This is a genomic window from Mycobacterium sp. KBS0706 (genome assembly GCF_005938675.2).
Classification (GTDB): domain Bacteria; phylum Pseudomonadota; class Alphaproteobacteria; order DSM-16000; family Inquilinaceae; genus Inquilinus.
On the sequence record NZ_VCCH02000002.1, the window covers coordinates 142163 to 155755 of the forward strand.

14 protein-coding genes are annotated in these 13593 nt (G+C 69.4%); 4 read left to right on the plus strand and 10 right to left on the minus strand.

The genetic code is table 11. The annotated features are described in order from the left end of the window. Positions 1–239 precede the first annotated feature (239 nt). The 3 genes from FFK22_RS01720 to FFK22_RS01730 all read left to right on the plus strand — a co-directional run bounded on the left by FFK22_RS01720 (position 240) and on the right by FFK22_RS01730 (position 3025). Positions 240–2012 carry an adenine deaminase gene (locus FFK22_RS01720; protein ID WP_138888351.1) on the plus strand — a complete coding sequence of 591 codons (1773 nt, stop codon included), beginning with the start codon at positions 240–242 and terminating at the stop codon, positions 2010–2012. Positions 2013–2076: 64 nt separating this feature from the next. Beyond that, entirely contained in the window at positions 2077–2574 is a 498-nt protein-coding gene (locus FFK22_RS01725) for a DUF1801 domain-containing protein (protein WP_138888350.1), read from the plus strand. 31 nt (positions 2575–2605) lie between these two features. Then, positions 2606–3025 carry a DUF1801 domain-containing protein gene (locus FFK22_RS01730; protein ID WP_138888349.1) on the plus strand — a complete coding sequence of 140 codons (420 nt, stop codon included), beginning with the start codon at positions 2606–2608 and terminating at the stop codon, positions 3023–3025. A gap of 283 nt (positions 3026–3308) precedes the next feature. Here the strand turns inward: FFK22_RS01730 and FFK22_RS01735 are convergent, their stop codons facing one another. The 9 genes from FFK22_RS01735 to FFK22_RS01775 all read right to left on the minus strand — a co-directional run bounded on the left by FFK22_RS01735 (position 3309) and on the right by FFK22_RS01775 (position 11457). Beyond that, positions 3309–3680 carry a nuclear transport factor 2 family protein gene (locus FFK22_RS01735; protein WP_138888348.1) on the minus strand — a complete coding sequence of 124 codons (372 nt, stop codon included), beginning with the start codon at positions 3678–3680 and terminating at the stop codon, positions 3309–3311. A gap of 30 nt (positions 3681–3710) precedes the next feature. Continuing rightward, the gene (locus FFK22_RS01740) at positions 3711–4769 is read right to left on the minus strand and encodes a trans-aconitate 2-methyltransferase (protein ID WP_138888347.1); all 1059 of its coding nucleotides are present in this window, start codon (positions 4767–4769) and stop codon (positions 3711–3713) included. 186 nt (positions 4770–4955) lie between these two features. Continuing rightward, positions 4956–5705, minus strand: a complete 750-nt coding sequence (locus tag FFK22_RS01745; RefSeq protein WP_221938323.1) for a DUF899 domain-containing protein — start codon at positions 5703–5705, stop codon at positions 4956–4958. 257 nt (positions 5706–5962) lie between these two features. Continuing rightward, entirely contained in the window at positions 5963–6661 is a 699-nt protein-coding gene (locus FFK22_RS01750; protein ID WP_138888345.1) for a GntR family transcriptional regulator, read from the minus strand. A 9-nt stretch (positions 6662–6670) separates the two neighbouring features. Continuing rightward, the gene (locus FFK22_RS01755) at positions 6671–7462 is read right to left on the minus strand and encodes an ABC transporter permease (protein WP_138888344.1); all 792 of its coding nucleotides are present in this window, start codon (positions 7460–7462) and stop codon (positions 6671–6673) included. Then, a complete protein-coding gene (locus FFK22_RS01760; protein WP_138888343.1) occupies positions 7459–8316 on the minus strand; it encodes an ABC transporter permease in 858 nt (285 codons plus the stop codon). Before FFK22_RS01760 ends, FFK22_RS01755 begins: the two co-directional genes overlap by 4 nt. Beyond that, complete coding sequence (locus FFK22_RS01765) at positions 8313–9374, minus strand: ABC transporter ATP-binding protein (protein WP_138888342.1); 1062 nt, start codon at positions 9372–9374, stop codon at positions 8313–8315. The genes FFK22_RS01760 and FFK22_RS01765 overlap by 4 nt, the downstream gene beginning before the upstream one ends. Further along, positions 9371–10381 carry a PotD/PotF family extracellular solute-binding protein gene (locus FFK22_RS44310; RefSeq protein WP_306770060.1) on the minus strand — a complete coding sequence of 337 codons (1011 nt, stop codon included), beginning with the start codon at positions 10379–10381 and terminating at the stop codon, positions 9371–9373. The genes FFK22_RS01765 and FFK22_RS44310 overlap by 4 nt, the downstream gene beginning before the upstream one ends. Before the next feature lie 98 nt (positions 10382–10479). Next, positions 10480–11457 (minus strand): isopenicillin N synthase family oxygenase, encoded by a 978-nt coding sequence (locus tag FFK22_RS01775; protein WP_138888340.1) that lies wholly within the window; start codon positions 11455–11457, stop codon positions 10480–10482. A gap of 104 nt (positions 11458–11561) precedes the next feature. On the opposite strand from FFK22_RS01775, the gene FFK22_RS01780 reads away from it, so the two are divergent. After that, entirely contained in the window at positions 11562–12500 is a 939-nt protein-coding gene (locus FFK22_RS01780; protein WP_138888339.1) for a nucleoside hydrolase, read from the plus strand. Positions 12501–12502: 2 nt separating this feature from the next. On the opposite strand, the gene FFK22_RS01785 is transcribed toward FFK22_RS01780, so the two are convergent. Further along, on the minus strand, positions 12503–13405 hold the full coding sequence (locus FFK22_RS01785) for a LysR family transcriptional regulator (RefSeq protein WP_186002252.1): 903 nt from the start codon (positions 13403–13405) through the stop codon (positions 12503–12505). Positions 13406–13593: the final 188 nt, after the last annotated feature.

Here is a 13593-nt window from a genome sequence, read left to right on the forward strand (position 1 = left end):
GGATCAGCGTTTCAGGATGGGGTGGATCATGCACTCGCTCGTGGCAAAGCTGTGCTCTCGGTGAGGCCGCTATCCCCTCACCCGGACATCCTTCGGATGTCCGACCTCTCCCGCAAGCGGGAGAGGCAATCTGTTCGCATACCTGCGGTCGGTCTCACTGATCGACGCATGAATCCCCCGCCTCCTCGGCGGGAGGGTGAGGGGGATTCGAGCAGAGCCAACCCATCGAAGGTCCAGCCATGACCCGCGAACCGCACGACCTGGACGATCCCGGCCTGCGCGACCGCGCCGTGCGCGCCGCCCGCGGGCTGGCGCCCTTCGACGTGCTGATCACCGGCGCCCAACTGGTCGACGTCGCGACCTCGGAGATCCGGGCGGCCGATATCGGGCTGGTCGGGCCGTTGGTCGCCAGCGTCCACGCCCCCGGCAGCCGCGGCGATGCAGGCCGGGTGGTCGACGCCGCCGGCCGCTTCGTCGCGCCCGGGCTGATCGACACCCATCTGCACATCGAAAGCTCGATGGTGACGCCGCGGCGCTATGCCGAGGTGGTGGTGCCGCAGGGCACGACCACGATCTGCTGGGACCCGCACGAGGTCGGCAACGTCGCCGGCCTGGCGGGGGTGCGCTGGGCGGTCGAGGCCGGGCAGGGGCTGCCGCTGCGGATCCTGACCCTGGCGCCCTCCTGCGTGCCCTCGGCGCCGGGGCTGGAGGTGGCGGGGGCCGAGTTCGGCGGCGGCGAGATGGCCGAGATGCTGCGCTGGCCGGAGATCGCCGGCGTCGCCGAGGTGATGAACATGCGCGGCGTGCTGGACCGCAGCGAGCCGATGCAGGGCGTGGTCGCCGCCGGCCTCGCCAGCGGCAAGCTGGTCTGCGGCCATGCCCGCGGGCTGGAGGGCGCGTCGCTGCAGGGCTTCGCCGCTGCCGGCATCCAGTCCGACCACGAGATCACCTCGGGAGACGACCTGCTGGCCAAGCTGCGCGCCGGCTTCACCGTCGAGCTGCGGGGGGCGCACGACTATGTCCTGCCCGGCGCGGTCCAGGCGCTGGCCACCCTGCCGCATCTGCCGCAGACCCTGACCCTCTGCACCGACGACATCTTCCCGGACGACCTCGTCGCCGTCGGCGGCATCGCCGACGTGCTGCGGCGGCTGATCCGCTACGGCCTGCGCCCGGTCGACGCGATCCGGGCGGCGACGCTGAACGCGGCGATGCGGCTCGGCCGGCGCGACCTCGGCCTGGTCGCGCCGGGCCGCCGCGCCGACCTGATCGTGCTCGACGGGCTGGAGACGCTGGGCGTCGAGCGGGTCTTCGCCTCCGGCCGCGAGGTCGCGGCGGCGGGGCGCCTGACCGCGGGACAACTCGGCCGCGCGGCCGATGCCTTCCGCGACACGGTGAAGGTGCCGCCGCTGACCGCCGACGACTTCGTCCTCCGCCTGCCGGGGCGCAGCACGGCCGTGGTCAACTCGATCTTCCGGCCGCGCTTCACCGAATGGCGCGACCTCGCGGTCGAGGTGCGGGACGGCGCGGTGGTGTTGCCGGCTGACCGCATCCTGATGGCGGTGATCCACCGCCACGGCCGGCGTCCGGCGGTGCCGCAGATCGGCATCCTGGATGATTGGGGTCCCTGGCGCGGCGCGCTGGCCACCACGATCTCTCACGACAGCCACAACCTGACCGTGTTCGGCCGCGACCCGGCCGACATGGCGGCGGCGGCCAATGCGGTGATCGCGGCCGGCGGCGGCATGGCGGTGGCCGAGCGTGGCGCCGTGACTGCCCTTGTGGCGCTGCCGGTCTGCGGCCTGCTGTCGGACGCGCCGGCGGCGGAGGTGGCGGCGGATTTCGCCGCGGTCAAGGCGGCGGCGGACCGGATCGTCGACTGGCAGCCGCCCTACCGCACTTTCAAGGCGGTGGTCGGCGCCAGCCTGGCCTGCAACCCGGGGCCGCATGTCACCGATCTCGGCCTGACCGACGGCACCACCGGCGAGATCCGGCCGCTCGCGGCCGCGGGCTGAGCCGGTCGACATCGCCAAGAATCGAAGTATCCTCGCTGCCTCGTCCGTCAGCGAGGGGAGCGCAATGACCGACAAGACGCCCGCCACCTCGAAGGCCGCAAAGACGGCTGTCGCCAAGCCGCGCAAGCCGGCGCAGGGCCCCGCGCCGGCCGCGACGCCGGTCCTGCTTTCGGGCGGCAACCCGCAGATCGCGAAGGGCTATGGCGACGAGCCCGTGCAGGCCTATATCGCCGCCATGCCGGGCTGGAAAAGCGAGGTCGGCCGCCGCCTGGATGCGCTGATCGAGCGAACCGTCCCCGGCGTGCGCAAGGCGGTCAAATGGAACTCGCCCCTGTACGGGGCGGGGGCGGAGAACCAGACCTGGTTCCTCAGCCTCCATTGCTTCACGAAATACATCAAGGTGGCCTTCTTCCGCGGCGCGTCGCTGCAGCCTCTCCCGCCCGGCACGTCCAAGCACAAGGATGTGCGCTACTTCGACATCCGCGAAGACGAGCCGCTCGACGAAGCCCAGCTCGCCGCCTGGGTGAAGCAGGCCAGCGAATTGCCCGGCGAAAAGATGTGACCGAGCAAATCTCGAGGGAGCGACGACAGCCATGAAGACCAGCGGCGCGACGGACGGAGGCGACTCTCCCTCCCGGCTGATCGATGCGAGGATCGAGGAACTGGGCGATTGGCGGGGCCAGACGCTCGCCCGGATCCGGGCTCTGATCAAGCAGGCCGACCCCGAGGTGGTCGAGGAGTGGAAGTGGCGAGGAGTTCCGGTGTGGTCGCATGCCGGCATCCTCTGCACCGGCGAGACCTACAAGGCCGTGGTGAAGCTGACCTTCGCCAAGGGCGCCGCGCTGGCCGACCCGTCAGGCCTGTTCAACTCCAGCCTCGACGGCAACACCCGGCGCGCCATCGACATCCGCGAGGGCGAGGCGATCGATGAGCCGGCGCTGCAGGCGCTGATCCGCGCCGCCGCGGCCCTGAACCTGTCGGTGCGGCCCCGCTCCCGGAAGAAAAGCGCTTGAGAGGGCGGCGCAACGGACTCTCATGCCAGCGGCCGTTGAGTTCGCGTCTTCGGTCCCTCCCGTCATGGCGAGGAGGCGAAGCCGCCCCTCTGAGTCAAAGATGGGCCATCCAGGGGGCCGGTGCGAGCGGCCCTGGATGGCCACGCCCCTTCGGGGCTCGCCATGATGGGTCGATATTTCGCGCCGTCTGTATCAGGGATCGCGCAGAGATCCCGTGTCTGCGCCGCGGCACTTCGCGCCGCAGCGCGCACGGGATGACGAGCAATATTTTCGATCGTCGGTATCACTCCACGATTTTCCAGTAGGAATCCTTGCGGACCACCTTGCCGTCGCGAAAGGTGTAGAAGTCGCACCCTCGGACCTCCACTCTCGTCATCTCGCGGGTGGTGCCTGTGAGGGTCCATTTCGAGATGCCGGTATTGGCCGCCGCATCCACGAAATGCTCCGCGTTGCCGTAATGGACATCCGGCAAGCGTTCAAAGCGGGTCGACAGCGCGTCCCGCACGTTCCGCTTGCCCTCGAAACGGGACCCCCAAGGCTCGCTTCCCCGCGGCATCTCCAGGACGCAATCGTCGGAAAAACACGCCATGATCCGATCGAGATCATGGGCGTTGAAAGCCGCACAGAGCTCCGTCAGTGTCGATCGAATGTCCATCGCCCCATCTCCGTCCCGTCGGATCGTGGGTCACGGGCGGGCTTCGTAGACCAGGTTGAACGGCGTCTCCGCGACGCGGCGGAACCGGGTGAAGCCGGCCTCGTCCGCCACCCGGCGCATGCGCGCCTCGCCGGCCTGGGCGCCGAGCGCAAGCCCGACCTCCTGGGACAGCGATGCCGGCGTGCAGATCAGCGTCGAGGCCGCGTAATAGATACGGCCGACCGGATTGAGGTTGTCCTCCAGCCGGTCGTTGGCGAAGGGCTCGACGATCATGCAGGTGCCGTCCGGCGCCATCGCCGAGCGCACGTGGCGCAGCGCGCCGGCCGGGTCGCCCATGTCGTGCAGGCAGTCGAAGAAGGCGACGAGGTCGTAGTTGCCGGCCGGGACCGCCTTGGCCTGGCAGGTCTCGAAGGCGACGCGGCCGGCAAGCTCGGTTCCGGCGATCGACTGCCGCGCCGCGGCGATCGACGGCTCATGGTAGTCGAAGCCGAAGCAGCGCGCCTGCGGGTGGGCCTGCGCCATCAGGACGGTGGAGACGCCGTGCCCGCAGCCGATATCGGCGATGCTGCCGCCCTGCGCCAGCTTGGCCGCCACGCCGTCCAGCGCCGGCAGCCACTCCTGCACCAGATGATGCTTGTAGGTGGTGCGGAAGAACCGGGCGGTACCGCAGAACAGGCAGGGGTTCTGGCGGTCCCAGCCGACGCCGTGGCCGGTCCGGAAGGCCTCGGCGACCTTCGGGCCGACATCGACCATCGCCGCGATCAGGTCGCCGACGCCGGCGAGGAACACCGGGCTGTCCTCATCCGCGAACACCGCCGCCTGTTCCGGCGGCAGGGTGAAGCGTCCGGCCGCGGCGTCGTATTCGACATAGCCGGACGCCGCCTGCGCGGCGAGCCATTCGCGGACGTAGCGCTCGGTCGTGCCGGTGCGCTGCGCCAGCTCGGACGACGTCATCGGCCCGCCGGCCGCCATCGCCTTGTAGAGGCCGAGGCTGTCGCCCAGTCGGATCAGCGGCGCGTTCACCGCCGCGCCGAGATCGCCGAGCATCTTGCCCATGAAGGCGTTCAGCTTGTCCGGATCGATCTGCATGGGACCTCCCTCCGGCGGCGGAGCCCAGGCCCTGCCGCCATGGTTTGTTGTGTCCCGATTGTCGCGCCGGCCGGCGCAGCTGTCGTCTCTCATTTGGGGGGCATGCGGGACCTTTTCAGAGTTCCCAACACCGTCATTGCAATGACGGTGATGTTTTGAAAGGTCCCGCTTTCGGGAGGGCCCGGCTTACGGTTTCGTGCTTGCGCCCTTGTCCCGGAAGGCCGCCTCTCCGGCGTCCGACACCTCGACCCATTTCTTGTCGGGTGCTGCGTCCGCGACGTAGCTGTCGTGCCAGTTCCACCATTTGTAGGTCGGGGTCTGGGGATAGCCCTCGGGCGAATCCTCCCAGACCTCCTGCCGGCCCAGCGGCGTGATGTCGAGGTAGTTCCAGGTCCCTCCCATCTGCTCGTCGCCGCGGTTGTTGACGAAGTAGGTGCGGAAGACGCGGTCGCCGTCACGGTAGAACACGTTGGTGCCGTGCCACTCGTCCACGCCGAAATCGAGGTCGAAGCTGTCGGTGACGGTGAACCACGGGATCTCCCAGCCCATCCGCGCCTTCAGCCGCGCGATGTCCGCCTGGGGCGCCCGCGAGACGAAGACCAGGGTGGTGTCGCGGGCGTTCAGATGGGCGACATGGGCGACCTGGTCGGCCACCATCGAGCAGCCCCGGCAGGCGTGGTCGGGCCAGCCGAACACGCCCGGCTCGAAGAAGGCGCGGTAGACGATCAGCTGGCGCCGGCCGTCGAACAGGTCGAGCAGGCTGGCCTTGCCCGCGGGCCCCTCGAACGCATAGTCCGACTTCACGGCCATCCACGGCATCCGCCGGCGCTCGGCGGCCAGGGCGTCGCGGGCGCGGCTGTGGGCCTTTTCCTTCACGAGCAGCTGCGCGTGGGCCGCCTTCCATGCCTGCGGCGACACCACCGGCGGCGTGTGCATGGCGGGCTGTCCGGTCTCTGTGGTCATGGCGTTTGACTCCTTCGGATGCGGGCGACCTCCCGCGCCTCATGGGCGCGGGTCCCTTCGCTGTTCATCGTTCGTTGTCGGTCGTGAAGTAGATTGGCGCCGGGCCCCGGACAGTGGGAGTGACATGTGTGGCGCGAGTCCGATCGACCCGCCGATGGCGCATTAAACGCAATGTGCATTGCCTTATTCGGAGGTGTTTGCCGTCCCGCCTCGCGCACAGGACGGATCCGTCACCGCCTGCCGATCGTCGTGGACAGCGCCGTGCGGACGATCTGCCAGGCGGCCTCGACCAGCCCGGCGGTGACCCGGCCGGCGGCCGGGGCGTCGGCACGGCGGATGGCGTCGATCATCTGCTGGTTGGCCTCGATCGCGATCGCGGTCATCTCCGCCGACACGCCATAGGCCAGATGGCGGTAGCGCAGCGCCGGCTTCTGCACGATGGCCAGCAGGCGCTGCAGCACCGCGTTGCCCGAGGCCTCGTGCAGCGCCTCGGTCAGAGCGACATTGGCGTCGAAGCAGCGCTCGACCTCGCCGGCCTCCAGCGCCGACCGCATCGCCGCGAGGGCCACCGACAGCTCGCCGGCGACCGCGACCGGATTGGCCGACCGGGCGGCGCCTTCGGCCGCCAGCGCCTCCAGCTTCACCCGGCAGGAATAGATCTGGTCGAGATCGGCCAGCGACATCGGCGCCACCCGAACGCCCTGGCGCGGCCGCCGGATCACCAGCCCGGTGCCCTCCAGCAGCCGCAGCGCCTCGCGCACCGGCGACCGGCTGATGCCGTAGCGCTCGCACAGCTCCTCCTCCACCAGCTTGGCGCCGGGGGGCAGCTCGCGCAGGATGATCTTGCGCTCGAGGAAGGCGAGCACCGTCTGCGACAGCACCGGCCGGCGCGGGGTGCCGCTGTCTTCATCCGGGATGGCGGTCTCCATGGTCGCGGGTCAGAACCTCTGGATCTTGAGGCCGAGGACCTTCTCGGTCACCACCACGACCAGCAGCGTCATGACGATGCTGATGGTGGAGACGGCCGCGGCCTCCGGCGTGAAGTTCAGGCGAAGATAATCGAACAGCTGGATCGGCAGGGTCGAAGTTCCGACGTCCTTCAGCAGGAACGAGATCGCGAAGGTGTCGAAGGAGATGATGAAGGCGAACAGGCAGCCGCCGATCAGCCCCGGCTTGATCAGCGGCAGGGTGATCCGGACGAAGACCCGCCACGGCCGGGCGCCGAGGCTGCGCGCCGCCAGCTCCCACGACCGGTCGAAGCCCTGCAGCGAGGCCGAGACGTTCATGAACACGAAGGGCAGGGTGATCAGCACATGGCCGGTGACCAGCGCCACCAGGTTCCTTGTGCCGATGCCGATGGCGTAGAAGAAGAAGAGGAGGGCGATCGCCGTCAGCACCTCGGGCAGCAAGAGCGGCGCCAGCACGGCGATGCGGATCGCCTCCTTCGCCCGGCCGGCATGGCGGGCGTGGTACAGCGCGGCGGCGGTGCCGATGACGGCGGAGACCAGGGTCGCGACGGTCGCGACCTGCAGCGAGGTCCAGATCGCGGTGACGAACACCTCGTTGCCGAAGAACGCCTCGTACCAGCGCAGCGACAGCCCTTGCGGCGGGAATGCCAGGAAGGCGCCGGCGCTGAAGGAGGCGCCGACGACGACCAGGATCGGCGCCAGCAGGAAGGCGTAGACCAGCCCGCAGAACACCGGGAACAGGATCGGGCGTCGTTGCTTCATGCTGCCCACCGCATCCGCGTGGCCCGGGCGAACAGGACGACGCACAGTCCGCCGGCGACGCTGAGCATCAGGGCCAGGGCCGAGCCCAGCGGCCATTGGAACGCGTCGGTCAGCGTGTCGACCACGGTCAGGGTCATGGTCTTCACCCGCATGCCGCCGATCAGCACCGGGGTGACATAGGCGCTGAGCGCCAGCACGAAGACCAGGATGCAGCCCGACTGGATCCCCGGCAGCGCCAGCGGCAGCACGATGCGCCGGAACGCCACCCGCCTGGTGGCGCCGAGCGACCGTCCCGCCGCCTCCAGCGCCGGGTCGATGGTCTGCAGCGCCGCCATGATCGGCAGGATCATGAAGGGCAGGAAGACATGGGTCAGGGCGATGACGATGCCGAGCGTGTTGTACATCAGCGGCAGCGGCGCCAGGGTCAGACCGAGCGACCTTGCCGCCTTGTTGAGGACGCCGTTGTTGCCGAGCAGGATGGTCCAGCCGAAGCTGCGGACCACGATCCCGACCAGCAGCGGCGACAGCACGATGCCGTACAGCACCGGGCGCCAGCGCGACCGGCTGCGGGCCAGCTGCCAAGCGACCGGGAAGCCGACCAGAAGCGTCGTCCCTGTGGTCAGCAGCGCGATCCACAGCGTGCTGCCCAGCTGGCCCAGATAATAGCCGTCGGTCAGGGTGCGCTGGTAGTTGTCCAGCGTCAGCCCCGGCCCGTAGGGCGCGCCGGTGGCCGGCGGCCGGAAGCTCATCAGCACGATGTTGAGATAGGGCACCAGCAGGAACACGCCGAGCAGCACCGCCGCCGGCGCGATCATCAGCCAGGTCCAGGGCAGCCTCTTGCGCCGGGCGGTCATGACGCCTCCGGGACGACCCAGAGCGGGGCGGCCGGCGGCCGCACCGCCACGCGCTGCCCCTCGGCGAAGCGGGTCTGGGTCAGGCTGTGGGCCTCGACATCGCTGCCGTCGGGCAGCCGGATGCGGTAGTTCACCATGTTGCCGAGATAGTAGCGGCCCTCGACCACGCCTTCTGTCGCCGTGGTGCCGATGCCGGCGGGGGCCAGAGTGATCGCCTCGGGCCGCAGCAGCGCCCGGACCGAGGCACCCGGCGCGGTGCCGTTCAGCCCGTCCGCCGCGCAGTCGCCGAACACGGTGCGGATCTTCGCGTCGGCGCCGTCGGCCACGACGATGCCGGGCAGCAGGTTGGCCTGGCCGACGAAGCTCGCCACCCTGGCATCGGCCGGCCGCTCGTAGATCGCCTCGGGCGCGCCGGCCTGGACGATGCGGCCGCCGAACATCACCACGACGCGGTCGGACATCGTCATCGCCTCGGCCTGGTCATGGGTGACGTAGATGGTGGTGATGCCGACCCGCCGCTGCAGGTCGCGGATGAACACCCGCATCTCGTCGCGCAGCCGGGCGTCGAGATTGGCCAGCGGCTCGTCGAGCAGCAGGATGCTGGGCTCGATCACCAGCGCCCGGGCCAGGGCGACGCGCTGCTGCTGGCCGCCGCTCAGCTCGCGCGGGTAGCGCTCCTCCATCCCGCGCAGCTGCACCATCTCCAGCACCTGGGCGACACGGGTTGCGATCCCGGCCCGGCCGACCTTGCGCATCTCCAGCCCGAAGGCCAGGTTCCGCGCCACGGTCATGTGCGGGAACAGGGCGTAGGACTGGAACACCATGCCGATGTCCCGCCGCTCCGGCGGCAGGGCCGACACGTCGCGGCCGTCGAAGGCGATGCTTCCGTGCTCCGCCTCCTCGAAGCCGGCGATCAGCTTCAGCGTGGTGGTCTTGCCGCAGCCCGACGGGCCCAGCAGCGAGACGAACTCGCCGCTCGCGATCGACAGCGACAGCCGGTCGACGGCGCGGGCGGCGCCGAAGCTGCGGGTCAGCTCTGAAATGACGACTTCGGTCACTGGAAGGTCCGGTTCCAGCGTTCCGTCATCTCGGTGGCATTGGCGTTCACCCAATCCCAGTCCCAGGCGAGGATCCTGCTCATCTGGTCGCCATAGACCGGCACGTCGGCGCGCAGGTCCTCCGGCACCTCGACCGTGCGGTTGACCGGGGAGACGAAGAACTCCCGCGCCAGCATCAGCTGCGTCTCCGGCGACAGGATGAAGTCGATGTATTTGTAGGCCAGCTCCCGCGCCGGGGCGTTGGTGCAGATGCTGAAGGTCTGGTCCCACATCAACAGGCCTTCCTCCGGCACGATGCACTCGACCGGCAGTCCCTGGTGCTTCAGCCGGGCGATCTCGCCGAAATCATAGGGCGCGACCACGATCTCGCCGGTCGACATCAGGGTCGACATGTTGAAGTCGGTCTGCAGCACGGGGGCCAGCTTGCCCAGCATCTCATAGGCCTTGTCCAGGTCCTGCGGGCCGCTGCCATACAGCTTGCCGGTCAGCATGACCATCGCCTTCCCAGCCGAGTTGACGATGTTGTAGAGGCCGATGCGGCCCTGGAACTCCGGGTTGTCCCACAGGTCCTTCCAGGATTTCGGCGGGGTCTGCACCAGGTCGGTGCGGTAGCCTAGGCCGAGCGGCGAGATCATGCCGACCGCGGCCCAGCCGTCGCCGGTCTGGGCGATCGGGTACAGGTCCTTGTAGTGCGGCACCAGCGACAGGTCGAACTTCTCGAAATACCCCTCCTTGCGCAGCAACGAGGCGAAGATCTCGTTCATCATCACCATGGAATAGGGCGGCTGGTCCTTGCCGGCCGCCCGCAGGGTCGAGGTGAAGGTGCGGCCGAAGCCGATGTCGAGCTTCGTCTTGGCACCGGTCGCGGTCTCGAAGGCGGGCACCAGGCTCTTGCGCCAGAACGCCTCCCAGACCCCGCCATAGGTGGTGATCACCAGCTCCTGCGCCGCGGCCGCCAGGGCCGGGAAACGCAGCATGGCCGGGCCCATCAGGGCCGCGCATGCCATGACAACCTGCCGTCGAGTGGGCTGCATGTCCTTGTCTCCGCTGTTTGTGGACCGCCGACCTGGGCGGCGCCTCCCCGGGGACCTGTCCCCTGGCGTTCTCAGGACGCCTTCTTGCGGTACTCGTAGTTCTTGTTGAGCCGATCCAGGAGATAGTCGCCGTAGCGCACCGGCGGCTGGCGCGGCGCCTCGCCCGGCGCCAGCAGCGCGGCGGGGCAGTCGACCACCGAATCCATCGACGGGTCGTAGAAGAAGGGCTGCGAATAGCGCTCGCGGCCGCTCAGGTTCAGCACCCGGTGCGGGGTCGAGGCGAAGCGGTCATTCGACCAGCGCGCCAGGATGTCGCCGACATTCATCACGAAGGTGTTGGGGATCGGCGGCGCTGGGATCCACTCGCCGGCGCGGTTGCGGACCTCGAGCCCGCCGACCGAATCCTGCGCCAGCAGGGTGATGAAGCCGTAATCGGTGTGCGGGGCCGATCCGAACAGCCCTTCCTCGCGCCGCTGCTCGGGATAGTGCAGCAGGCGCAGGAACAGCGTCGGACGGTCGAAATGCGGGAGAAAGTAGGTCGGCGGCAGGTCCAGCGCCTCGGCGATTGCCACGGCCATGTCCCGGCCCAGGGCCGACATCGCCCGCATGTAGTCGAGCGCCGCCTGCCGCAGTTCCGGGATCTCCGCTGGCCACTGGTTCGGGCCCTGCAACGGCTCGCCCAGCGCCGGGTCGTCCTCCGCCAGGTCGTGCATCGCCATCAGGGATTCGCTCTGGTTCGGCTTGGTGACCGCGGCGACGGAGGAGGTGACGATGGTCGAGGTGCTGAACGGCATATAGCCGCGATGCGCGTCGTTCATGCGGAGGCGCAGCTTGGTCTCGGCCGGCAGGTCGTGGAACTGCACCGACAGGCGGTGCAGCCGCTCGCCCAGCTCCGGCGGCACGCCGTGATCGGCCAGATAGACGAAGCCGATGGTCTCCAGCGTCCGGCGCAGCTCGGCCACCGTGCCGGCGCGGTCTTCCGGCCCGGCACCGCCGCGCAGCGGCGAGACGTCGAGCACCGGGATGTTCGAGAAGTCTCCCCGACCCATTCGCAAGCTCCCCTGTTTTTTCTATCTGTATACAGAAACTCATTTCTGTATACATTTTTCTGACGAACAGGACCGGCCGCTTCCAGGCCGGCAGGGAGGCGCGTTTGACCGAAGCCATCATCATCGACACCGATCCGGGGCAGGACGACGCCTTCGCCATCCTGCTGGCGCTGGCGTCGCCGGAGCTCGAGGTCCTCGGCCTCACCACCGTCGCCGGCAACGTCCCGGTCGCGGTCACGGCCGCGAACGCAAGGCGGGTGGTGGAGCTGGCGGGCCGGCCGGAGGTCCCGGTGCGGGCCGGCTGCGAACGGCCGCTGCTGCGGCCGGCCCGCTTCGCCGAGGAGGTGCACGGCAAGACCGGCCTGGACGGCTGGGACTTCCCGGCCCCGGCGCGGCCGCCGGAGCCCGGCCATGCGGTCGACTGGATGGTCGAGACGCTGCTCGCCCGGCCCGACGGCGCGACCACCCTGGTACCGGTCGGACCGCTGACCAATGTCGCGATGGCGCTGCGCCGCTGCCCGGCGATCGCCCGCAAGATCCGCCGCATCGTGTTGATGGGCGGCGGCTTCTTCCAGGGCGGCAACATGTCCCCGGCGGCGGAGTTCAACATCCTGGTCGACCCGGACGCCGCCGCCATCGTGTTCGGCGCCGGCATCGACCTCGTCGCTGTGCCGATCGACTGCACCTATGCGGCGCCGACCCCGGACAGCTGGATCGCCGATCTGGAGGCGCTTGGCACCCGCGTCGGCGCCGCCGGGGCCGGGATGATGCGGTTCTTCCAGCGCTTCGGGAACGAGAAATATGGCACCGCCACCCGGCCGCTGCACGACGCGCTGGCGGTCGGCTATCTGCTGTGGCCGGAGCTGTTCACCGGGCGGCGCTGCAATGTCGAGATCGAGACGGCGTCGCCGCTGACCCTCGGCATGACCGTGGTCGACTGGTGGGGCATCTCCGGCCGCCCGGCCAACGCGCTGTGGCTGACCGGATGCGACGCGCCCGCCTTCTACGGGCGGATGCTGCAGCGTCTGGCCAAGCTCGACTGAGGCTACAGCGGCGGCGCGGCCAGCGCGTCCTGCAGCGCCGCGAGGAAGGCCTGCGCCGCCAGCGACAGCGGCCGCCGCTTCGGCACGATCTGGCCGATCGAGACCGGGATGCGCGGCGCGAAGGGCCGGATCGCGAGGCCGGGCGCCGCCGCCGCGTCCCACACCGAGAACTCGTCGACGAGGGCCAGGCCGCGGCCGCGCTCGACCAGCTTGCGCACCACATGGCTGTGATTGGCCGATAGCGGGTTGCGGATCTGGACGCCTTCATCCGCCAGCGTCTTGGCGATCGCTGCGCCGAAGGGCAGGGTCTTCGGATAGGTGATCAGCGGCAGGCCGGCCAGGTCGGCCGCCTCGATCTCGGCTTGGCGCGCCAGCGGATGGGCGGCCGGCAGGATGCAGACCATCGACCCGGTGCGCAGCGTCTGCGCCATCAGGTCCATCTCCTGGCTCGGATGATGGACCAGCCCGAGGTCGTAATTGCCGCGGCTGACGAAGGAATGGATCTTGTCGGAATCCAGGATGTCGATCTGGACGAACACGTCCGGGTGACGGGCGTTGAAGGCTTCGACCACCAGCGGCAGCAGCGCTACGCCGAAGGTGGCCAGCGTCGCGATCTGGACGAAGCCGCTCTTCAGCCGCGCCAGGTCGACCGACAGGGTCTCGAAGAAGGCCAGCTCCTCCATCAGCCGCGCCGCATGGGTGAACAGGATCTCGGCCTCCGGCGTCGGCTGCAGCCGGCCGCCGCTGCGCTGGAACAGCGCGATGCCGATCGAATCCTCCAGCTGCTTCAGCGATTTGCTCGCGTTCGGCTGGGTCGTGCCCAGGATCTCCGCCGCCTCGGTGACTGACCCGGTCTTCATGAACACCATCAGGGTCTCGAGGTGCCGGATCTTGATCTTGTGCATATGCCCGCGCCTTCGCCGGAGCCCATTCCAATCCGGCATGGAAAGCTCGAATAAATGAATTGTCCATGACCATGCGAGGCTGCCTAGCATCGTTTCGGGATCACCGGGCGGGCCAGGCGCCGCCGGACCAAGAATTCGAACGCGGGTCCAGGAATTCGTGCCGGAAAACGGCACGCAGCGGGACCTGC

Excerpts from the sequence above, each read along its gene's own strand:
- FFK22_RS01725 (WP_138888350.1), top strand. The coding sequence starts at position 2,077 with ATGACCGACAAGACGCCCGCCACCTCGAAGGCCGCAAAGACGGCTGTC.
- FFK22_RS44310 (WP_306770060.1), bottom strand. The coding sequence starts at position 10,381 with ATGGCATGCGCGGCCCTGATGGGCCCGGCCATGCTGCGTTTCCCGGCC.
- FFK22_RS01720 (WP_138888351.1), top strand. The coding sequence starts at position 240 with ATGACCCGCGAACCGCACGACCTGGACGATCCCGGCCTGCGCGACCGC.
- FFK22_RS01745 (WP_221938323.1), bottom strand. The coding sequence starts at position 5,705 with ATGCACACGCCGCCGGTGGTGTCGCCGCAGGCATGGAAGGCGGCCCAC.
- FFK22_RS01730 (WP_138888349.1), top strand. The coding sequence starts at position 2,606 with ATGAAGACCAGCGGCGCGACGGACGGAGGCGACTCTCCCTCCCGGCTG.
- FFK22_RS01735 (WP_138888348.1), bottom strand. The coding sequence starts at position 3,680 with ATGGACATTCGATCGACACTGACGGAGCTCTGTGCGGCTTTCAACGCC.
- FFK22_RS01755 (WP_138888344.1), bottom strand. The coding sequence starts at position 7,462 with ATGAAGCAACGACGCCCGATCCTGTTCCCGGTGTTCTGCGGGCTGGTC.
- FFK22_RS01740 (WP_138888347.1), bottom strand. The coding sequence starts at position 4,769 with ATGCAGATCGATCCGGACAAGCTGAACGCCTTCATGGGCAAGATGCTC.
- FFK22_RS01775 (WP_138888340.1), bottom strand. The coding sequence starts at position 11,457 with ATGGGTCGGGGAGACTTCTCGAACATCCCGGTGCTCGACGTCTCGCCG.
- FFK22_RS01785 (WP_186002252.1), bottom strand. The coding sequence starts at position 13,405 with ATGCACAAGATCAAGATCCGGCACCTCGAGACCCTGATGGTGTTCATG.
- FFK22_RS01750 (WP_138888345.1), bottom strand. The coding sequence starts at position 6,661 with ATGGAGACCGCCATCCCGGATGAAGACAGCGGCACCCCGCGCCGGCCG.
- FFK22_RS01760 (WP_138888343.1), bottom strand. The coding sequence starts at position 8,316 with ATGACCGCCCGGCGCAAGAGGCTGCCCTGGACCTGGCTGATGATCGCG.